This window comes from Oscillibacter sp. CU971, assembly GCF_905219725.1.
In the GTDB taxonomy this organism is placed as follows: Bacteria; Bacillota; Clostridia; order Oscillospirales; family Oscillospiraceae; genus Oscillibacter.
This window is the reverse complement of record NZ_CAJMXG010000016.1, coordinates 1-19,960: the sequence shown is the minus strand read 5'-3', so window position 1 is coordinate 19,960 and position 19,960 is coordinate 1. Positions and strand designations below refer to the sequence as shown.

Genomic DNA, 19,960 nt, shown 5'->3' with positions numbered 1-19,960 from the left:
CCGGCAGTCCGGGAACTGGGAGCGGGAGGAGATTCGTTTGAAGAAGAGAGCGGTATGGATTCTGGCGGCTCTGCTGCTGCTGGCTTCCGGCTGCGGCAGGCAGCGGGAAGAAGGCGGGACGGAGGAGCCGGATGTTGCCCTGAACACCCTGTACGCCGGGATGGAGGAGTCCTGCGGCTGGGAAGAGGGTTACATGGCGGACGTGGAGGGGGAGCTGCTGGAGGGCTATTACCCCGGCCTTTCCGAAATCCCCGCGAAGCAGCTGGTTGTCAAGATCCCGGCCATGAGCTCCGACGTGAATGAGATTGTGCTGATGCAGGGGGAGACGGAGGAGGACGCGGAGTCCGCCGCCGCCATCCTCCAGGCCCGAATCGACGCCCAGGCGGAGGGCGGGGCCTGGTATCCCGAGAGCCTGGAGGCCTGGAAGGCGGCCAAGGTGCTGCGGGAGGGGACCTACGTGGCCCTGATTGCCTCCGGGGCGCATCAGGAGGTTTTAGAGGAGCAGTTCCGCCTCCAATTCCAATCCAAGGAGTAGGCCATGGTTTTCAGCAGCCTGACGTTTTTGTTCGGATATCTGCCGCTGACGCTGGCGCTGTACTTTCTTACGCCGCTTCGGCGGCGTAATTTTGTGCTGCTTTTGGCCAGCCTTTTTTTCTACGGCTGGGGAGAGCCGGTGTACGTGGGGGTTATGTTCCTCTCCATCTTCATCGACTACACCCACGGCCTCCTGGTGGAGCGGTTCCGGCAGCGGGACCGGCTGGCCCGTTGGTTCGTGGGGCAGTCGGTGGTGTTCAACCTTCTGCTCCTGGGCTTTTTCAAGTACTGGGACTTCCTGGCGGCGAATCTGTCCCTGCTTCCGGGGATAACGGTTCCCCAGCTGGGACTGCCCCTGCCCCTGGGCATTTCCTTCTTCACCTTCCAGACCATGAGCTACACCATCGATGTCTACCGCCGGGACGCGCCGGTCCAGCGGAACATCATCGGCTTCGGGGCCTACGTGACGCTGTTTCCCCAGCTCATCGCCGGGCCCATCGTGAAGTACAAGACCGTGGCGGCGGAGCTGGTTCACCGGACCGTCACGTCCCGGGACTTCGCCGAAGGAGCCTGCCGCTTTACCGCGGGCCTTGCCAAGAAGGTGCTGCTGGCCAACGCCGCCGGGGCCCTGTGGGAGAGCTGCCAGGCCTCTCAAAACGCCGGGGCGCTGACGGTTGCAGGGGGCTGGACGGGGCTGTTCGCCTTCGGCCTTCAGATTTACTTTGACTTTTCCGGCTACTCCGACATGGCCATCGGCCTGGGGCGGATTCTGGGCTTCCGGTTTGACGAGAACTTTGACCACCCCTATCTCTCCACCTCCGTGGGAGAGTTCTGGCGGCGTTGGCACATGTCCCTGACCTCCTGGTTTCGGGAGTACCTGTACTTCCCCCTGGGGGGCAGCCGGGCGGGGAGCGCCAAGACCCTTCGGAACCTGCTCATTGTCTGGTTCTGCACCGGCTTCTGGCACGGGGCCAGCTGGAACTTTGTCCTGTGGGGCTTGTATTTCGGCCTGTGGCTGATTCTGGAGCGGTTCGTCTTCCGGGACCTCCTCGCCCGGACGCCGGTTCTGGTGAAGCGGTTCTATACGCTGCTGGTGGTCTTCGTGGGCTGGGGCATCTTCGCCATNGAGGACCTGGGAGTCTGCGGACGGTATCTGGCGGTGTGCTTTGGGGGAGGGCCCCTCTGGTCCGCCCCGGACGGGTACCGGTTGCGGAGCTGGGCCCTGATTCTGCTCCTGCTGGCCCTGGGCTCCACCACCCTGGCGGCGGACCTTTGGAAGAAGATCCCGGAGCGGGGGAGGAAGGTCCTGGCGCCGGTGCTGATGGCCCTGGGGCTGGTTGTCTCCACCGCTTATCTGGTGGACGGCAGCTACAATCCCTTCCTGTATTTCCGGTTTTAAGGAGGCGGTGAGATGACAACAAGATACAGCCGCTTCCTGTCGGCCTGTTTCTGTGTGTTTCTGGGGGGACTGCTTGCCTGGCACCTCCTCCTGCCGGACCGGGACCGCTCCGACGTGGAGAACCGGACCCTGGCCCAGTTCCCGGAATTCTCCTGGGAGGACTTGAAGGACGGCAGCTTTANCAAGGGCGTGGAGGAGTACTTCGCGGACCAGTTCCCCCTCCGGGACCAATGGACGGGCCTCAAGGCCCGGGCGGAGCAAGTCCTGGGCAAGCGGGAGTTCAACGGAGTCTACCTCTGCGGCGACGCCCTGATCGCCAAGGTGGAGCCGCCCAAGGACGGCCTGGAGGAGAAGAATCTGAGCTATGTCTCCCGCCTGGCGGAGCGGACGGAGCTTCCGGTGTACCTGGGCCTGATCCCCTCGGCGGCGGAAATCTGGCGGGACCGCCTGCCCAGGGGGGCGGAGAGCTGGGACCAGGCGGCTTTCATCGCGCGGGCGGCGGAGCTGGAGGGCGTGGAGCCCATTGATTTCCTGACGGCCCTCCGGGACCATGCCGGGGAGAGGACCTGGGAGGGGATTTTCTACCGCACGGACCATCACTGGACCACCCTGGGGGCCTATTACGGCCACGCCGCGTTGATGGAGGCTCTGGGCCGGGGAGGGGAGGTTCCGGAGCCGGAGACGGTGAGGGCGCGGGACNTCCCGGTTTCCAACGGGTTCCAGGGGACCCTGTATTCCCAGTCCGGCATTCACTGGCTGGAGCCGGACAGCATCGAGTTCTGGGTGGAGGAAAGCGGCCTCACGGTCACCTCCTGGCGGGACGGCACGCCGAAGGAGGCGGGGCTGTATGACTGGGACTATCTGGGGAAGAAGGATAAATACTCCGCCTTTCTGGGGGGCAACCAGCCGCTTTGCGTCATTCAGAACCCGGAAGGGGAGGGGAAGCTGCTGGTGATCCGGGATTCCTACGCGGATTCCCTGGCTCCCTTCCTGGCCCTGCGCTTTGAGGAGGTCCACCTGCTGGACCCCCGGTATTACCGCTATTCCGCCGCGAAGTACGCGGAGGATAACGGGCTGGACGCCATCGCGGTGGTCTACAGCGTGCCCAACTTCATCACGGACCGGAACCTGGTCCTGCTGACGCAGTCATGAATTGCCCGCCGAAAGTCTTTTCGGCGGGCTTGCTTTTGCCCGCCTCTGCNGGTATAATAAANGCCATAAAAATGAAANGGGNAAGCGCTATGANTACTGCCACCCGCATCGAGCNCGACACTATGGGGGAAATCGCCGTCCCGGCGGAGCGCCATTGGGGTGCNCAGANCCAGCGAAGCCTGGAGAATTTCAAAATCGGCGGCCAGCGCCAGCCCAGGGAGATCATCACAGCCTTCGCTTACTTAAAGGAAGCCTGCGCCCGGGCCAACGCCGCCGCGGGCAAGCTGACGGAGGAACAGGCCGCCGTCGTTGCCGCCGCCTGTGAGGAGATCCGGGCAGGGAAGTGGGACGGGGAGTTCCCCCTTGTCGTCTGGCAGACGGGCAGCGGCACCCAGACGAATATGAACGTCAACGAGGTCATCGCCCACCTGGCGGCGGACCGGGGCGTAAAGCTCCACCCCAACGACCATGTGAACGCCTCCCAGTCCTCCAACGACACCTATCCCTCCGCCCTCCACATCGCGGCGGCGCTGTCTGTTGCGAACCAGGTCCTCCCGGCGGCGGAGCGGCTGGCNGGGGNCTTCGCGAACTTGGAGGCGGCCTATCCCAACCTCATCCGCATTGGCCGGACCCACCTCCAGGACGCCACGCCCCTGCGCTTCGCCCAGGAGGTTTCCGGCTGGCGGGAGCTGGTGGAGGCCCCCTGCCGGATGCTCCGGGNGGCCCTGGAGGAGCTGAGCNGCCTNGCCATCGACGGCACCGCCGTGGGCACCGGGCTCAACGCCCCCAAGAACTACGACGAGCTGGTCTGTAAAGAGCTGCGGGCCCTGACGGGCCTGGACTTCCGCCCGGACCCGAATAAATTCCACGCGCTCACCAGCAAGGACGCCCTGGTCTTTGCCCACGGGGCCTTAAAAGCCCTGGCGGCGAATCTGATGAAGATTGCCAACGACATCCGCTGGCAGGCCAGCGGCCCCCGCTGCGGCATGGGAGAGCTCCACATCCCGGAGAACGAGCCCGGCAGCTCCATCATGCCCGGCAAGGTGAACCCCACCCAGTGCGAGGCGGTCACCATGGCGGCGGTGCAGGTGATGGGGAACGACGCGGCCATCGGCTTTGCCGCCAGCCAGGGAAATTTCCAGCTGAACGTCTTTCTGCCCGTGTCGGCCTATAACTTCCAGCTCTCCGCCCGGCTGCTGGCGGACGCCATGGAGTCCTTCCGGGTCCACTGCGTAGAGGGGATCACCCCCAACGTGGAGCGGATGGAGGAGAACCTGAACAACTCGCTGATGCTGGTCACCTGCCTGACGCCGGAAATCGGCTATGAAAAGGCGGCGGAGTGCGCCAAGAAAGCCCTTCACGACGGCACGACCCTGAAAGAGGCGGTCCTCTCCCTGGGCCTCCTGACGGCGGAGGCGTTCGATGAGGCGGTGAAGCCGGAAAAGATGGTATAAACAATCCGCCGGGCGGCGGGGCATGTTTGTGTAAATCAGAGAATCTATTATACTACCGAATTAGCGCTTTACTATGCTAAAAAATCGGAGTATACTGTAATCCATCACCGGGGCCCTGCCCCGCAAGGAGGAACCCCATGGAATTGGATTTGAATGTGCTGCGGCCCCAGGAGCGGCTGTCCCTCCGGCTCCGCCTGCTCTATGAAGAGGCGGGCTTCCGCCAGTACCGCATGGGCCGCTTTGAGGAGTACGGCCTCTACCAGCAGAACCGCCGCTTCCTGGCCTCGGATCAAGTGATCACCTTTACGGACCTGGACGGGCGGCTGCTGGCGCTNAAGCCGGACGTCNCCCTCTCCATCGCCAAGAACGCCCAGTTTGAGGAAGGGGGCTGCGGGCGGTTCTATTACTCCGAAAACGTCTNCCGCCCCAGCCAGGAGAGCCATACCTTCCAGGAGATNAGCCAGATGGGCCTGGAGTGCATCGGCGCGGTGGACGACGGCATCACCGCCCAGGCGGTGTCCTTGGCGGGGAAGAGCCTGGCCCTGACGGGCCGGGACTTCGTGCTGGAGGCCAGCCACATGGGCTTTGTGGCGGGGCTGCTGGACGCGGTGGGCGCGCCGGAGGCCGCCCGGTCCCGGCTGCTCAGCTGTATCCGGGACCGGAACCTCCACGAGCTGCGCTCCGCCGCGGAGGAAGCGGGCCTTTCCCGCCAGGGGACCGACGCCCTCTGCCGCCTGGACGCGCTGGCGGGAGACTGGGAGGCGGTGCTGGCCCAGGCGGAGCCTATCGCCCTCAACGCCGGAATGGGAGCGGCCCTGGCGGAGCTGCGGACCCTGTGCGCCGCCCTGGAGGCCCAGGGGCAGAGCCTGAGGCTGGATCTGTCCCTGGTGAACGACATGGAGTATTATAACGGCCTGGTGCTTCAAGGCTACGTGGCGGGCCTGCCCCGGGCGGTGCTCCAGGGCGGGCGCTACGACCCCCTGGCGGAGCAGTTCCGCCCCGGAGCCAAGGCGGTGGGCTTCGCGTTGTACCTGGACGAGCTGGAGCGGCTGAGCGAAGCCGCCCCCCCGGAGGGGGAGAAAACCATGCTGAACATCGCCCTGCCCAAGGGCCGCCTGGGGGACAAGGTTTACAATCTCCTGGCGGGGGTGGGCTGCGGCTGCCCCGAGGACTACAACGAGAGCCGGAAGCTGGTGGTGGAAAACCGGGAGGCGGGCATCCGCTACTTCCTGGTAAAGCCCAGCGACGTGGCCATCTACGTGGAGCACGGCGCGGCGGACGCCGGCATCGTGGGCAAGGACATCCTGGCCGAGTCCGGGNNGGACGTGTACGAGCTGCNGGACACGGGCCTTGGGAAGTGCCGCATGTGCGTGGCGGGGCCGGAGGACTTCACCGACGACCCGGGCCGGACCCTCCGGGTGGCGACAAAGTTCGTGAACATCGCGAAAGNCTACTANGCCGCCCAGNGCCGGGATATTGNTATCATCAAGCTGAACGGCTCCATTGAGCTGGCNCCGCTTCTGGGCCTCAGCGACGTGATTGTGGACATCGTGGAGACGGGGACCACCCTGCGGGAGAACCATTTGAAGGTGCTGACGGAGTTTATGCCCATCTCCGCCCGGTTTGTGGCCAACCGGGCCGGCTTCCAGTTCAAGCGCCGGGAGATCGAAACTTTGCTGGCGAAGCTGACGGAGGTGACGGGGGCATGATGCGGATTCTGGATTTCGACAGCCTCTCGCCGGAGGAGTTTTTGAACCGGGACATCCAGGCGGAGGAGGATGTGTCCGCCGCCGTGGACGAAATCATCCGGGAGGTCCGCCGCCGGGGCGACGAGGCCCTGCGGGACTACACCCGCCGTTTTGACGGCGCGGAGATCCAGGACCTGTGGGTGAGCGCGNAGGAGTTCAACGCCGCCCGAAGAGCCGTGGACCCCTATTTTCTGGAGACGCTGAAGGAGGCGGCGGAAAACATCCGGCGCTTCCATGAGCGGCAGAGGCACAACGACTTCGTTCTCACGGACCGGAGCGGGATCGTCATGGGCCAGCGGTGGACGCCCATTGAACGGGTGGGCGTCTGCGTGCCCCGGAGCCCGGAGGCGTTCCCCTCCACCATTTTGATGAATGTCATTCCCGCCCAGATCGCCGGGGTGCAGGACATTGTCCTGGTAACGCCTCCCCGGCCGGACGGCACAGTCAGCCCGGAGGCCCTGATGGCGGCGGAGCTGGCGGAGGTGACGGAGGTCTTCAAAATCGGCGGGGCCCAGGCGGTGGCGGCCCTGGCCTATGGGACGGAAACCGTGCCCCGGGTGGACAAGATCGTGGGCCCCGGCGGCGTGTTCGTGGCCACGGCGAAACGGAAGGTCTTCGGCCGGGTGGCCATCGACATGATTGCCGGGCCCAGCGAGATTCTGGTGCTGGCGGACGGGAAGTCGAACCCCAAATGGGTCGCGGCGGACCTGCTGAGCCAGGCGGAGCACGACGTGCTGTCCTCCGCCGTGCTGGTGACGGACAGCCGGGAGCTGGCAATAAGCGTACAGGCCGAGGTGGAGGCCCAGCTGGAGTCCCTGCCCCGGAAGGACATTGCCCGCCGGTCCNTTGCGGACAACGGAAAAATCATCGTCACGGACAGCCTGGACAAGGCCGTGGAGACGGCGAACCGCATTGCCCCGGAGCACCTGGAGCTCTGCGTGGACGAGCCCTTCGCCCTGCTGCCCCGGATCAAAAACGCCGGGAGCGTCTTTCTGGGCCGCTCCACGCCGGAGGCCCTGGGGGACTATTTCGCGGGGCCGANCCACACCCTGCCTACCTCGGGCACCGCCCGNTTTTCCAGCCCCCTGGGGGTGGACGACTTCATGAAGCGCTCCAGCTTCCTCAGCTATGACCAGGCGGCGCTGAACGCCTGCGGGGACAGGATTGCGGATTTCGCCCGGCGGGAGGGCCTGGAGGGGCACGCCCGTTCGGCGGAGAGCCGGAAAAAATCTGAATGAAGGCGGTGGTTTTATGAGCCGGTTTTTATCTCCCGAGGCCCTGCGCTGCGCCCCCTACACCCCCGGCGAGCAGCCCCGGGATCAAAAATACATCAAGCTGAACACCAACGAGAGCCCCTTTCCGCCCTCGCCCAAGGTCCTGGAGGCCTTGAGCCGGGCGGAGGCGGAAAAGCTCTATCTCTACTCCGACCCCACCTGCGCCGCCCTGAACGCCGCCATTGCCCGGCGGTATGGCCTGTCCCCGGAAAACGTGATTTCCGGCAACGGTTCCGACGAGATTCTGGCCTTTGCCTTCCGGGCCTTCTGCGGGGAGGGGAAGGGAGCGGCCTTCGCCGACATTACCTACGGCTTTTATGAGGCCCAGGCGGCCCTGTTCGGCCTGGAGGCCCGGCGGGTTCCCCTGCGGGAGGACTTCTCCTTGGAGGTGGAGGACTACCTGGATTTCCCCGGCACGGTGGTCCTCGCCAACCCCAACGCCCCCACGGGTATGACGGTCCCGGTCTCCGATATCCGGCGGCTGNTGGAAAAGGACCCGGACCGGGTGGTCGTGGTGGACGAGGCGTATGTAGACTTCGGGGCGGAGAGCTGCGTGCCTCTGGTCCGGGAGTACGAAAACCTCCTGGTGACCCAAACCATGTCCAAGAGCCGCTCCCTGGCGGGGGGCCGGATTGGCTTTGCCCTGGGCTCTCCGGAGCTTATCGCGGATCTGAACCGGGTGAAGTACAGCTTCAACCCCTACAACGTCAATCGCTTGTCCCTGCTGGCGGGAGCCGCCGCCATGGAGGACGAGGACTATTTCCAATCCTGCTGCCGGGCCGTCCGGGAAAACCGGGCCTGGACCGCCGGGGCGCTGGAGGAGCGGGGCTTCACGGTTCTGCCCTCCTCCGCAAACTTTCTCTTCGCCAAATCGGGCCGCCTCCCCGGCGGGGAGCTGTACCGGAGATTAAAGGAAGCCGGCATTCTGGTCCGCTGGTTTGACAAGGACCGCATCCGGGACTTTGTCCGCGTCACCATCGGCTCCCGGGAGCAGATGGAGGCGCTGATAGAGCAAATCGACCGGCTGCCGGCCGGAGGATAAGGAGGGAAGCGCTATGCGCACCGCAAGCATTCAACGGGACACCCGGGAGACTCAAANCAGGCTCTCCTTGAACCTGGACGGCACAGGGAAGGCGGAAATTTCCACCGGCTGCGGCTTTCTGGACCACATGCTGGAGCTTTTCGCCCGGCACGGAGACTTCGACCTTTCCGTTGCCTGCCGCGGAGACACCCAGGTGGATTATCACCACTCCGTGGAGGACGTGGGCATCTGCCTGGGCAGGGCGTTTCAGGAGNCTNTGGGNGNCAAGNGGGGCATTGTCCGCTACGGACAGTTTTTGCTTCCCATGGACGAGACTCTGGTTCTCTGCGCCTGTGACCTCAGCGGCCGGGATTACCTGGGCTGGGCGGTGGATCTGCCCGCCGCCAAGGTGGGGGACTTCGATACGGAGCTGGCTCAGGAATTCTGGCTGGGCTTTGTGCGGAACTGCCCCGGCGCCCTCCACATCCGCCAACTGGCGGGGGAGAATACCCACCACATCCTGGAGGCCGTCTTCAAGGGCATGGGCCGGACGCTGAAAGGGGCCGTGTCCCTGGACCCCAAGCACATGGACGAGATTCCCAGCACGAAAGGGGTGCTGTGATGACCGCCATCGTGGACTACGGCGTGGGGAATCTCTTCTCCCTGCAATCCAGCCTCCATTCCCTGGGCGTGGAGGCGGAGGTCACCGGCGAAGCGGAGCGCCTCCGGGCGGCGGACCGGATTATCCTGCCCGGCGTGGGGGCCTTTGGGGACGCCCGGGCCAAGCTGGATGAGACGGGGCTGGTTCCGGTTCTTCTGGAGGAGGCGGGACGCAAGCCCCTGCTTGGCATCTGCCTGGGGATGCAGCTCCTTTTTGACCGGAGCTTTGAGTACGGCGAGCACCCCGGCCTGGGCCTGGTTCCCGGCGAGGTGGCCTTTCTGGGGGAGGATTTGGCGGACAAGTCGCTGAAGGTCCCTCACATGGGCTGGAANAGCCTGGAAATTGNAAAAGACGACCCGCTGTTCAAGTATTTCGAGAATGGTGAATATGTTTACTATGTCCACAGCTTCTACGCCTGCGGCTGCCGGGAGAGCACCCTGGGGGCCTCCCGATACGGAAACGTGGCCGTCACCGGCGCGGTCCGCCGGGGGAACGTCTGGGGGACCCAGTTCCACCCGGAGAAGTCCGGAGACGCGGGGCTGCGGCTGCTGCGGGCCTTTGCCGAGCTGTGAAAGGGGGGGAATGGTATGCGAAGAGCGGACCGGGAGGTTACGGACCCTGTAAAAATCCGGGAAATTATAACCTCTTGTGATTGCTGCCGCCTGGGGCTGTGCGACGGGGAACGGGCCTACGTGGTCCCCCTGGACTTCGGCCTGGAGGAGCGAGACGGGCGTTATGCCTTCTATTTCCACGGCGCGAAAGAGGGCCGGAAGATGGACCTCATCCGCCGGACCGGCTGGGCCGCCTTTGAAATGGACACAGGACACGAGTGGGTCATAAGCGAGCGGGCCCAGGAGACCACCTCCCGCTTCCGGTGCGTCATGGGCGGCGGCCCGGTGACGGTGCTGGAAACGGCGGAGGAAAAACGGGCGGGCCTCCTGGCCATTTTGGCCCATGTCACCGGGCGGGAGCAATGGGACATCGGCGCGGCGGCCCTGGAAAACACCCAGGTGTTCCGCCTGGACGCGGAGGAGCTGACCTGCAAGGTCCACCCGTGAGAAAGGAGCAAAACCATGCAGATTTTTCCAGCTATTGACCTCCGGGGCGGGCAGGTGGTCCGCCTCTGCCAGGGGGATTACGACCGGGAGACCGTCTACGGCACAGACCCCTGCGCCCAGGCCCGGGAATTCATTTCCGCCGGGGCCCGATACCTCCATGTGGTGGATTTGGACGGCGCCCGGGACGGGACCCTGGCCAACTTCGACAGCATCGCCGCCATCGCGAAGCAGGGCGGGCTGACCATCGAGGTGGGCGGCGGCATCCGCACGGAGGAGCGCGTCCGCCGGTATCTGGACCTGGGGGTGGGCCGCTGCATTTTGGGCACCATCGCCGTGAAGGACTTTGACTTTACCGCCCGCATGGCTCAAACCTATGGGGACCAAATTGCCGTCGGCGTGGACGCCCGGGACGGCTATGTGGCCGTCAACGGCTGGAAGGAGCTTTCCCGGGAAAAGGGGGTGGACTTCTGCCGCCGCCTCCGGGACGCGGGGGTGCGGACCGTCATCTACACCGACATCAGCCGGGACGGCGCGGGCCGGGGGACCAACCTGGAGCTTTACGAGGAGCTGGTCCAAATCGAGGGCCTGGATGTCACCGCCTCCGGCGGCGTCGGCACCCTGGAGGAGCTGCGGCGGCTGGAGGAAATGGGAATCCGCGCGGCCATCCTGGGCAAGGCCCTGTACGACGGGCGGCTGGACCTGCGGACCGTCGTGGAGGAGGTGGGGGCGTGTTAGCCAAGCGGATCATCCCCTGCCTGGACGTGCGGGACGGACGGGTGGTGAAGGGGACCAACTTCGAAGGGCTCCGGGACATGGCGGACCCGGTGGAGCTGGCCCGGTTCTACAACGACTCCGGGGCCGACGAGCTGGTGTTCTATGACATCACCGCCTCCGCCGAGGGGCGGGGGCTGTTTACGGACATCCTCCGCCGGGTGGCCTCCGAGATCTTCATTCCCCTCACCGTGGGGGGCGGCATCCGGGGGCTGGAGGATTTCGACCGGGTGCTGAAATGCGGCGCGGACAAGGTCAGCGTCAACTCCGGGGCCATCGCGGACCCCTCCATCATCGCCGCGGCGGCGAAACGCTACGGGGACCAGTGTGTGGTCCTCAGCATGGACGTGAAGCGGGTGGACGGGACCTTCCGCCTCTTCGCCAAAGGGGGCCGGGAGGATACCGGCATCGACGCCATGGAATGGGCTGTCCGGGGCGTGGGAGACGGCGCGGGGGAAATCGTGCTGAACTCCATCGACACCGACGGGGTGAAGGGCGGCTTTGACCTGGAGATGCTGGACGCCCTGGCGGCCCGGGTGCATGTGCCCATCATCGCCAGCGGCGGGGCGGGGAGCAGGGAGCACTTTGCGGAGCTCTTCACCCATTCCGGCGTGGACGCGGGGCTGGCGGCTTCCATTTTTCACACAAAGCAAGTGGACATCAAGGACCTGAAACGCTTTCTCCGCGNCAGAGGCGTGGAGATGCGGCTATAAAAATTTGGGGAAGGAGCTTATAAAATGGACAGTGAGATTCGCTGGTGGTTTCCAGGGTTCGAGGCGGGACTGGCAGCCCTGCCGAAGGAGGAGCGGGGAACGCTGCTTCGCAGCTGTGCGGAAAACTGCCTTCAGATGGGGATGCTGGATTTTTACCGGGGGGTGCATGAGCGCACCGGCGGGGAGATTGACGCGTTTTTCCAGGCCCTGGGAGAGATGGGGGGCCTGGGTACGGAGATCGTACGGCCGGGGAAGGAGTTCTGGCTGATTTTCCACCAGTGCACCTGCTCCCTCCACACCCAGGGCTACATCAATTCCTGTCTGCTGTGCGAGTGCTCCCGTCAGAGCGTGCTGCACATTCTCCGGGAGCTGTGGCCGGAGCGGAGCTTTATTGTGGACCCGGAGGGTACCATTCTGAACGGCGCCCAGGACTGCCGGTTCCACATCATAGAGCGGGAGGAGGCGTGACTTGGANTTGAAGTTTGACGAGCGGGGCCTGATTCCCGCCATTGTCCAGGACCACTACACCAAGGAGGTCCTGACCCTGGCCTACATGAACGCCGAGAGCCTGGCCATCACCATTGACGAGCGGCGCACCTGTTTCTGGAGCCGGAGCCGCCGGGAGCTCTGGCGGAAGGGAGAGACCAGCGGGAACCGCCAGCATGTGGTCTCCATCACCGCCGACTGCGACGGCGACGCCCTGGTGGTGGAGGTGGTGAAGGACGGCCCCGCCTGCCACACCGGGGCGGAGAGCTGCTTTTTCAACGAGCTCTACCTCTCCGACGAGATGAAGCGGTTCAGCTATGAGGGCTTGTACCGCCTCATTGCCGGGCGGAAGACCAGCCCCAAGGAGGGAAGCTATACCACCTATCTGTTTGAAAAGGGCTTGGATAAGATCCTCAAGAAGGTGGGAGAGGAGTGTACCGAGGTCATCATCGCCGGGCGGAAGGAGGACAGAGAGGAGACGGTCTATGAGATCGCCGATCTCTGCTACCATGTGATGGTGCTGATGGTCCAGATGGGCATTACCGTGGAGGATGTCACCCGGGAGCTGGAAAAGCGCCATGTGGTGGACCACAAGGTGAAGCAGGAACGGATGCAATGAGGGGGGCTTTCTGTTCGGTGCACACCCACTCCAGAATGTGCGACGGAAAGAACACCCTGGCGGAGATGGCCCGGGCGGCGTATGAGGCCGGGGCGGTTTCCTTCGGGGCCTCGGGCCACAGCCACACGCCCCTGCCGGAGGACGAGGGCGAGGTCCTCCCGGCGGACATGACGGCCTACCGGGCGGAAGTCCTCCGCCTCCGGGAGGAATATGCCGGGCGGATGGACGTGCTGCTGGGCGTCGAGCTGGATAACCTGGCCGATGTGACGGCGGAGGGCTTTGACTACTGGATCGGCAGCGCCCACCATATGCGGGACCGGGAGGGCGGCTGGCACGCGGTGGACTGGGACCGGGAGACGCTGGAGCGGTGCTTCCGGGAGGACTTTTCGGGTCGGTCCCGGATGATGGCGGAGTCTTATTATGACGAGGTCCGCCGCATGGCGGAGCGGAAGCCCGACATCCTGGGCCATGTGGACCTGATTGCCAAGTTCAACGAGGCCGGGCGCTTTTTCGATGAGACGGACCCCGCCTATCAAGCCGCCGCCTTGGAGGCCCTCCACGCCGCGGACCCAAAAGAGACGCTGCTGGAGATCAACACCGGGGCCATGTCCCGGGGCTATCGGAGCGTCCCCTATCCGGCCCTGTTTCTTTTAAAGGAATGGCGGGCCATGGGCGGAAAAATCATCCTCACCGCCGACGCCCACAGCGCGGACGCCATCGTCTATGGCTACGCCCAGGCGGCGGAGCTTGGAAGGGCGGCGGGNTTTGCGCNCTCCGTGCTGCCGGTCCTGGCGGGCCGGGAGGAGCGGCCGCTGGATATTTGAGACAAGAAAACGACGCGAAACTGCCGTTTGGCAGTTTCCGCGTCGTTTTTTGTGCGTNTAAACAAGGACTCCCCCCCGCCGTCTTCCACCACGGCGAGGAGAAAGTCCCTGTTGTGCTATTATGCGTTAGGTTTGGTCTTCCCCGCCCGGCGCATACCCGATGGGGCGGGTCGGAGTTTGTGCCCCGGCCCTGGTCCGCTGAAAAGGGCAACGCCTCAGGAGGCGTTCACACGGGACAGCTCCTTCATACATCTGGGGCAGACGCTCTTGCCTTTGAAGAGCGTAATGTCCTTGGTGGCGTCGCAAAAAATGCAGCTGGGTTTGTACTTTTTGAGTATAACGGACGAGCCTTCCACATAGATTTCCAATGCGTCGCGCTCGGCGATGTCCAAGGTGCGCCGCATCTCAATGGGAAGCACAATCCTGCCCAACTCATCCACCTTTCTTACGATTCCAGTCGATTTCACAGCTCTCCTCCTTTCCCTATGTCCGCGGTATCTTCCAACAGGTGGTGTAACCTTATCACACATGTGTGGAGTTTGTCAATTCTTTCCTGGAAAAAATTAAGAAGATATTCATAATTTGGAGAAAAAAGTAATAATTTGGAGGGAAAATATGGAAATGGCATGGGTCTGGACAGGGATGGTCACGCTGTCATTAGCCTTTGGGCTCCTCACGGGGAACCTGGACGCGGTGGCGAACGCGGCGCTGGAGGGGGCCCGGTCCGCCGTGGAGCTGAGCCTGGCCATGGCGGGGGTGCTGTGCCTGTGGAGCGGCGTCATGGAGATCATGAACGCCTGCGGCCTCTCGGCGGGGCTGGCGCGGCTGTTCCGGCCTCTTCTGCGGCGGCTCCTGCCCAAAGCCAGCAGGGACCCGGAGACCCTGGCGGCGGTGTCCGCCAACGTCTCGGCGAATCTGCTGGGCTTGGGCAACGCCGCCACGCCCCTGGGAATACGGGCGGCCCGGAGGATGGCCAGGGGCTGCGGCGGCATAGCGAGCGACGAGCTGTGCCGTCTGGTGGTGCTGAACACCGCTTCCATTCAACTGATTCCGGCCACCATCGCCTCGGTCCGGGCCGCCGCCGGATGCGAAACGCCCTTCGACATCCTGCCGGCGGTGTGGCTGGCCTCCGTCCTGTCGGTGGCGGCGGGATTGACGGCGGAAAGGCTGCTGTCTCACGGGAGGCGGCGCGTATGAGCCTCAGCTCGCTGGTGATTCCCGTGCTGCTGGCCGGAGTAGCGGTATACGGCCTGGGCAAGCGGGTGGACGTGTACGCCGCCCTGACCCATGGGGCGGAGGAGGGCTTGTCCGTGCTGCTGCGCATCGTCCCGGCGCTGGTGGGCCTGCTGACGGCGGTGAGCATGTTTCGGGCCTCCGGGGCCATGGAGTGGCTGTCCGGGCTGTTCGCCCCGGCGCTGGACCTGCTGGGCATTCCGCCGGAAACCGCGCCGCTGATGCTGGTGCGGCCGGTGTCCGGGAACGGGGCCCTGGCGGTGGCCAGCGATCTGATGGCTGTCCACGGGCCGGACAGCTACGTGGGCCGGGTGGCGGCGGTGATGCTGGGCAGCACGGAGACCACCTTTTACACCATCGCGGTCTATTTCGGCTCCGCCGGGATTACCAAGACAAGGCACACCGTCCCCGCNGCCCTCGCGGCGGACCTGANGGGCTTCGCGGCNGCGGCGCTGGCNGTGCGGCTGTTTTTCGGGAGCTGAGGCCGGTGTTCTCTATTATTCATAATTATTCATAGGATGCCGTCAGGCGGGTGAAAGCCGCGGCGTGGACCAGAAACGGCGGAGGGCCCAGCCCTCCGCCGTTTCTGGCCTTATGACAGAATGTCCAGTTCTTTATAGTTGGCTGTCCGCTCAGCCACGGCCTCCCAGGAGGGACCGGAGCAGACGAATTCGTAATCGCTCCAAATGCGCCCCAGCTCCGCCTTGATCGGAGGGACCTCCTCCAGCTGCTCCGCGCCGGTGCGGACGTAGTAATCCGGCAGCAGGGCCCCCGTGATGATTCCCGTCTCCGGGGCTGGAGGCTCCTGCCCCTGGAGCCGAGCACAGGCCATGTCCAGAATCCCGCTGAGAAAGGCGTCTATTTCCAGATGAACGCCCATCATGCCGTTCAGGTCAAAGACTTGGAAGGGCATGCCGCCGGGGACGGCAATTTCACTCCCCATCCCCCAGAACGCCGGATCGTCCCCAAGCTCATAGAGCGCGCCGCTGAGGTCCTTTAGGCTGTTGAAAACATCTTCCGGCGGAGGAGCCTGGAAGGCGTTCAGTACAGCGTCCACAGCCCAGTCCAGCCGCGCCAAAGACCCGCAGCCGGGAAGAACGGACAGCCGGTTCACCAGCTTTGCCAGCCGGGCCAGGGAAAGCAGCCCCCAGACTCGGACCCGGATATCCCCCAGGCCTTCCGCCTTTTCCTCCACTTGCGCGGGAATGTCGTTATAAAGGATATGCGTATCTTCCAGCTGCCCAATGCGGCTGGAGCAGTCGTCCGCAAGCTGCTCTCCTACCTTGTCATAAACCTCATCCCGGGCGCTGTAAATGGTGTCCGCCCGGTGGAGCCAGAGCTGCGCATGGTTCCGGTCCCCGCGGTCCATAGCGGCGGTTCCCAAGGCGTAGTAGGCCCTGCACAAGCCGGCCCAATCCCGCTTTTTTTGGCACTCCGCCAGCTGTTCCGCAGGGGCGGCGCCTCCCTTTTTTCCAAATAGCTTGAACATGTAAACCGCATCCTCCCGTATTTAATTAGCTGCCACAAATATAGTACCTTCAAGTCCGAAAGTCAAGGCTGCTTTTCGCCGGAAATAACCTGCCGGGGACTAGACAAAGCCGCGGCTAACTGCTAGAATAAAAAACCAGGAAATGTCCCCGATTCCAGGGGGCGCGAGGAGGTAGGAAGAGGTCATGAAGGAGAAGAAGGGAGGCTTCCTCCGCTGGCCGTGGAATGTGGCGGTTTACATCGCGCTGCTGGTGGTGTTCCGCCTGTTTGCCGTTCCCATCATTCTGATTTTGATGGCGGTCCAGCGGAAGAACAATCCCCACGGCGTGGAGGAAGGCTATTGCCTCAGCCGGACCCGAAGGCGGTTCAGCTGGGTGCTGTGGGGACTTTTGTGGCTTGCTGCCGCCGCCGGGCTGTTTTACGTGTTTTACATAGGGTTCCAGCAGGACCGGACCTATTGGGAGTCCTCGGACTATGTGACGCTGGCGGTCAGCGGGGGAGGCGGGGCTTTGTTCCTGCTTCTGGGAGCTTACATGGGCTATGCCGGTGCCCGGGATACGTTTTTCCCGGAAAAAAGCGCCTTGGCGGCGTCTATCCGCAGCCAGCTTCCCTACCCGGAGGAGGCCCCTCCGGTTGGAGAACTCTTCGCCATGGTGGACCGCGACCTGAAGGCGAACGGCCGGTGGTTTGACGAGATGGGCATTGGCCGGGAGTGGGTCCTGGGTGAGCAAGCCAACCGGATTGACCGCATCCGGGGCGTCTTCGTGGTGGATGAGACCAGGACCCGCCGCAGCGGCGGCCGTACCATCACCAGCCGGGTCTTGCAGCTGGTGCTGGTGGACGACCGCTGGCAAAAGCACATTACGGATTTCAAGAAGCCCCAGGAACTGCGGGCGGCGGCGGACTGCCTGGCCCTCCGGGTCCCCGACGCCCGGCGGGGGACCAACAGCCAGTGGAGCGCCTTTTGGTCCATGGACGAGAGCGAGCGGGAGGCGTTCGAGCGGGACTTCCGCCAAAAGCAGAGCCGCCGGGCCTCGGAGGCCGCCCAGCGGGAGATTCTCAGCGAGGGCCCCCAGGACATGATTTTAAAGCGCCGGAACGGCGAGGTGACCTCCCGCGTGACGGATTCCCTGGTGGAAGAGGTGCTGAAACGCTGCCTCAGCGGGGAGGAGTCCGGCTTTGAGCTGACGCCCACCCGGCCCGTGGAGGGCGGGGGCCGCACCTTCTGCTCCCTGGACTGCCTGATTCGGGCAGAAGAAGAGGAAAAGATCCTGCTGCTGCTGGAGCTGGCTCCCTCAGAGGGAGAGAATCTGGCCCTGGCCTTGACAACAGACGCCCGGGGGGCGGAGAAGGTCCTGCGGGACTGGCTCCGCCGGGAGGTCCCGGACCTGACGGGCTGGGATCTGCGGCGGGTTTATAGTGCGCCCCAGGCCGCCCGCCCTCAGGCGCAGCGGAAATCCCAGGCGAGGCTTTCCCTGGTCTATGCCAGCGGCGCGGCGGAAAACCACTCTACCTTTACGGAGGAGGATGTCCAGATGGCGGCAGCGGGCCTTGTGGACGGGACCTATCAGCTGGTGGACCTGACCCACACCTCGGGCTATTTGTGGATTCGGGTGACGGCGGGGGATAAGATGGACGCCCGCTGCACTGTGGAGGCCACGAAGCCCGAGGGGGCGGAGCTGGGTTTCTATATGGCAAAGATGCCGCCCAAAGAGGCGGCGGCATGGCTGACAGGATATCCCCGCGGAGAGTTCCTGCCGGGAGGCCGGGACTGGAAGCGGGTAAAAAAACCAAGTTGACAAAGGAGAGGTTCCATCATGGCAGCAGTTTTGAGCGATGAAGTGAAGCAGGCCCTTCAGGACATCTATTACAACGTCCGCACGGGCCGGGGCAAGGAGGCGTTCGCCCTTTTGGAAAAGGCTTCCGCCGCCGGGGACGGCGACGCCAGTTGCATTCTGGCCCGGTGCCTGTGCGGCCATCAATACGTCTGGGGCTGGCACGGCTTCCCGGAGGATGACGAAAGGNCCACAAAGCTCCTCCACAAGTCCGTGGAGCAGGGCAGCGCCCTGGGGGTGCTGGTGGCCCTGCGGAGCGGGGAGCTGACGCCCTCCGTCCAGAAGAAGATGCCCTTTGAGAGTCTCCAGCAGGCCTTTGAGCAGGTGGAGGCTTTGGCGAAGGAAGGGGACGCGTTCTGTCAGTATATCGTCGGCAACAGTTATTTCTGGTGGGACTTCCTCCGTATTCAGAACAAGGGCAAGGATTCCTTCCCCAGTCAGGCGGAGTTCAAGGCGTACTTAAAAGGAGAGATTTCCAAGTGCGAGGATTGGTTCTGGAAGGCTTTCCGGGGCGGGATTTATTTCGCCGCCAACAACCTGAACCAGTACTATACCAAGGGGGACGAGGACATCATCGCTCCTCAGCCGGNGAAGGCCGAGGGCCTTTTTAAAATGGGCGCGGAAATGGGATACCCTCTCCATCAGTACTTCTATGCGCAAGAGCTGGAAGAGGCGGAGAACTTTGCGGAGGCGGCCCGTTGGTATAAGGAATCCGCCGAGGCTGGAAACGGCGGCGGCTGGTATAAGGTTGGGACGATCTATTTCGACGGGAAGGGTGTGGAGCAGGACGAGGCCTATGCGGTGTCCTGTTTTGAAAAGGAGCTGGCCCGGGACTCGGAGCACATCGGGTCCAACAATCTGCTGGGCAAGGCGTATTTCTACGGACGGGGCGTTCCCCAGGACTATGCCAAGGCGTATCAGCTCCTGACGCTGGCCCATGACAAGGGAAATACGAATTGGGGCGTGTACTATCTGGCCAAGTGCTGCTTCAAGGGCTGGGGTACCCCCCAGGATTACGGTAAGGCGCTCCAGTATCTAAACGAGATGGACTGGAATCACTGGGAAAAGGATTATATGCTGGGTGTCATCTACGCTCGGGGCCTGGGCGTGGCGGAGGATATTCCCAAGGGCGTGGCCCATCTCCAGAAGGCGGCGAGCCACACGGAGGCCAAGGAGGAGCTGCTGAACTACAAAAAGACCCTCTTCGGCAAGTGGGTCCGGCGGAAATGAGGGCGGAAACAGGCGGCGGAAGCGTATTGCTTCCGCCGCCGTTTTGGTTTGAGCGAAGCGCGCCGTCAGGGAAGGGGCGGGGCCCCCAGGAGGAAGCCGTCCTGATAGGTGCCGCCATAGCCGTAGCCGTCACAGGGGAATTCCAGGGTATCCCCCTGTCGACGCCAATCTGAAATTGCAAGAAAATGCCGAAAAAATTTTGTCGGTTTTTTTTGGGGGGGGGAACAAAATCAAGCGTTTCCTTGCTCAAATAAGGTATTTACAATTTGCTGTTTCTGGCGCATAAACTCTTTGCGTTCTTTTGATGTTGATAACAGTGCAGTGATGCAGTACACGCTCCAGGATGGCGGAAGCAGTTGGAGGTGAAGACGGTGGACGTTTTCTCATACCGTCTGGCAATGAGCTGGAAGAACAGATTTGCGCCTTGGATATCCATAGGGAGATAGCCGATTTCGTCGAT

The 19,960-nt window shown here is 63.8% G+C and carries 21 protein-coding genes and 1 pseudogene; 19 read left to right on the top strand and 3 right to left on the bottom strand.

The genetic code is table 11. From position 1 onward, the window contains the following. Positions 1-37 precede the first annotated feature (37 nt). The 15 genes from JX325_RS02660 (at position 38) to JX325_RS02590 (ending at position 13,714) form a co-directional block, all read left to right on the top strand. On the top strand, positions 38-535 hold the full coding sequence (locus tag JX325_RS02660) for a DUF4358 domain-containing protein (RefSeq protein ID WP_204789634.1): 498 nt from the start codon (positions 38-40) through the stop codon (positions 533-535). A gap of 3 nt (positions 536-538) precedes the next feature. After that, on the top strand, positions 539-1,933 hold the full coding sequence (locus JX325_RS02655; protein WP_204789633.1) for an MBOAT family protein: 1,395 nt from the start codon (positions 539-541) through the stop codon (positions 1,931-1,933). A gap of 12 nt (positions 1,934-1,945) precedes the next feature. Next, positions 1,946-3,085, top strand: a complete 1,140-nt coding sequence (locus JX325_RS02650) for a DHHW family protein (RefSeq protein WP_204789632.1) — start codon at positions 1,946-1,948, stop codon at positions 3,083-3,085. An 89-nt stretch (positions 3,086-3,174) separates the two neighbouring features. Next, positions 3,175-4,539: a lyase family protein gene (locus JX325_RS02645; RefSeq protein WP_204789631.1), complete on the top strand. Its 1,365-nt coding sequence runs from the start codon at positions 3,175-3,177 to the stop codon at positions 4,537-4,539. 137 nt (positions 4,540-4,676) lie between these two features. Beyond that, positions 4,677-6,248, top strand: coding sequence for an ATP phosphoribosyltransferase (hisG, locus tag JX325_RS02640; protein WP_204789630.1), 1,572 nt, complete (start codon positions 4,677-4,679; stop codon positions 6,246-6,248). Then, positions 6,245-7,525, top strand: a complete 1,281-nt coding sequence (gene hisD / locus JX325_RS02635) for a histidinol dehydrogenase (protein WP_204789629.1) — start codon at positions 6,245-6,247, stop codon at positions 7,523-7,525. The genes hisG and hisD overlap by 4 nt, the downstream gene beginning before the upstream one ends. A gap of 13 nt (positions 7,526-7,538) precedes the next feature. Then, entirely contained in the window at positions 7,539-8,603 is a 1,065-nt protein-coding gene (gene hisC / locus JX325_RS02630) for a histidinol-phosphate transaminase (protein ID WP_204789628.1), read from the top strand. 13 nt (positions 8,604-8,616) lie between these two features. Beyond that, positions 8,617-9,204, top strand: a complete 588-nt coding sequence (gene hisB, locus JX325_RS02625; RefSeq protein ID WP_204789627.1) for an imidazoleglycerol-phosphate dehydratase HisB — start codon at positions 8,617-8,619, stop codon at positions 9,202-9,204. Continuing rightward, on the top strand, positions 9,204-9,815 hold the full coding sequence (gene hisH, locus JX325_RS02620; protein ID WP_204789626.1) for an imidazole glycerol phosphate synthase subunit HisH: 612 nt from the start codon (positions 9,204-9,206) through the stop codon (positions 9,813-9,815). The genes hisB and hisH overlap by 1 nt, the downstream gene beginning before the upstream one ends. A gap of 15 nt (positions 9,816-9,830) precedes the next feature. Next, positions 9,831-10,301 carry a pyridoxamine 5'-phosphate oxidase family protein gene (locus JX325_RS02615; RefSeq protein ID WP_204789625.1) on the top strand — a complete coding sequence of 157 codons (471 nt, stop codon included), beginning with the start codon at positions 9,831-9,833 and terminating at the stop codon, positions 10,299-10,301. A gap of 15 nt (positions 10,302-10,316) precedes the next feature. Further along, positions 10,317-11,036, top strand: coding sequence for a 1-(5-phosphoribosyl)-5-[(5-phosphoribosylamino)methylideneamino]imidazole-4-carboxamide isomerase (gene hisA, locus JX325_RS02610; protein ID WP_204789624.1), 720 nt, complete (start codon positions 10,317-10,319; stop codon positions 11,034-11,036). Continuing rightward, complete coding sequence (gene hisF, locus JX325_RS02605; RefSeq protein ID WP_204789623.1) at positions 11,030-11,785, top strand: imidazole glycerol phosphate synthase subunit HisF; 756 nt, start codon at positions 11,030-11,032, stop codon at positions 11,783-11,785. The genes hisA and hisF overlap by 7 nt, the downstream gene beginning before the upstream one ends. A 24-nt stretch (positions 11,786-11,809) precedes the next feature. Next, positions 11,810-12,253 (top strand): hypothetical protein, encoded by a 444-nt coding sequence (locus JX325_RS02600; protein WP_204789622.1) that lies wholly within the window; start codon positions 11,810-11,812, stop codon positions 12,251-12,253. 1 nt (position 12,254) lies between these two features. Then, a complete protein-coding gene (gene hisIE / locus JX325_RS02595; protein ID WP_204789621.1) occupies positions 12,255-12,890 on the top strand; it encodes a bifunctional phosphoribosyl-AMP cyclohydrolase/phosphoribosyl-ATP diphosphatase HisIE in 636 nt (211 codons plus the stop codon). Further along, positions 12,887-13,714 (top strand): histidinol-phosphatase HisJ family protein, encoded by an 828-nt coding sequence (locus JX325_RS02590; protein ID WP_204789620.1) that lies wholly within the window; start codon positions 12,887-12,889, stop codon positions 13,712-13,714. The genes hisIE and JX325_RS02590 overlap by 4 nt, the downstream gene beginning before the upstream one ends. A gap of 215 nt (positions 13,715-13,929) precedes the next feature. On the opposite strand, the gene JX325_RS02585 is transcribed toward JX325_RS02590, so the two are convergent. Beyond that, entirely contained in the window at positions 13,930-14,181 is a 252-nt protein-coding gene (locus JX325_RS02585; RefSeq protein WP_204789619.1) for an AbrB/MazE/SpoVT family DNA-binding domain-containing protein, read from the bottom strand. Positions 14,182-14,329: 148 nt separating this feature from the next. Between JX325_RS02585 and JX325_RS02580 the strand changes: the two genes are divergently transcribed. Further along, the gene (locus tag JX325_RS02580) at positions 14,330-14,911 is read left to right on the top strand and encodes a spore maturation protein A (protein WP_204789618.1); all 582 of its coding nucleotides are present in this window, start codon (positions 14,330-14,332) and stop codon (positions 14,909-14,911) included. Further along, entirely contained in the window at positions 14,908-15,429 is a 522-nt protein-coding gene (locus tag JX325_RS02575) for a spore maturation protein (protein ID WP_204789617.1), read from the top strand. Before JX325_RS02580 ends, JX325_RS02575 begins: the two co-directional genes overlap by 4 nt. 110 nt (positions 15,430-15,539) lie before the next feature. On the opposite strand, the gene JX325_RS02570 is transcribed toward JX325_RS02575, so the two are convergent. Further along, the gene (locus JX325_RS02570) at positions 15,540-16,436 is read right to left on the bottom strand and encodes a hypothetical protein (protein ID WP_204789616.1); all 897 of its coding nucleotides are present in this window, start codon (positions 16,434-16,436) and stop codon (positions 15,540-15,542) included. 184 nt (positions 16,437-16,620) lie between these two features. Between JX325_RS02570 and JX325_RS02565 the strand changes: the two genes are divergently transcribed. Together JX325_RS02565 and JX325_RS02560 are read left to right on the top strand one after the other, a co-directional pair. Beyond that, positions 16,621-18,234: a hypothetical protein gene (locus tag JX325_RS02565; RefSeq protein WP_204789615.1), complete on the top strand. Its 1,614-nt coding sequence runs from the start codon at positions 16,621-16,623 to the stop codon at positions 18,232-18,234. A gap of 18 nt (positions 18,235-18,252) precedes the next feature. After that, on the top strand, positions 18,253-19,500 hold the full coding sequence (locus JX325_RS02560; protein WP_204789614.1) for a tetratricopeptide repeat protein: 1,248 nt from the start codon (positions 18,253-18,255) through the stop codon (positions 19,498-19,500). 230 nt (positions 19,501-19,730) lie between these two features. Here the strand turns inward: JX325_RS02560 and JX325_RS02555 are convergent. Beyond that, a pseudogene (locus JX325_RS02555) lies at positions 19,731-19,960 on the bottom strand (ATP-binding protein); the annotation flags it as partial.

What these genes read in the sequence shown, in the direction of transcription:
- hisA (WP_204789624.1), top strand. Translation starts at nt 10,317, where the DNA reads ATGCAGATTTTTCCAGCTATTGACCTCCGGGGCGGGCAGGTGGTCCGC.
- JX325_RS02580 (WP_204789618.1), top strand. Translation starts at nt 14,330, where the DNA reads ATGGAAATGGCATGGGTCTGGACAGGGATGGTCACGCTGTCATTAGCC.
- JX325_RS02615 (WP_204789625.1), top strand. Translation starts at nt 9,831, where the DNA reads ATGCGAAGAGCGGACCGGGAGGTTACGGACCCTGTAAAAATCCGGGAA.
- JX325_RS02565 (WP_204789615.1), top strand. Translation starts at nt 16,621, where the DNA reads ATGAAGGAGAAGAAGGGAGGCTTCCTCCGCTGGCCGTGGAATGTGGCG.
- JX325_RS02600 (WP_204789622.1), top strand. Translation starts at nt 11,810, where the DNA reads ATGGACAGTGAGATTCGCTGGTGGTTTCCAGGGTTCGAGGCGGGACTG.
- JX325_RS02570 (WP_204789616.1), bottom strand. Translation starts at nt 16,436, where the DNA reads ATGTTCAAGCTATTTGGAAAAAAGGGAGGCGCCGCCCCTGCGGAACAG.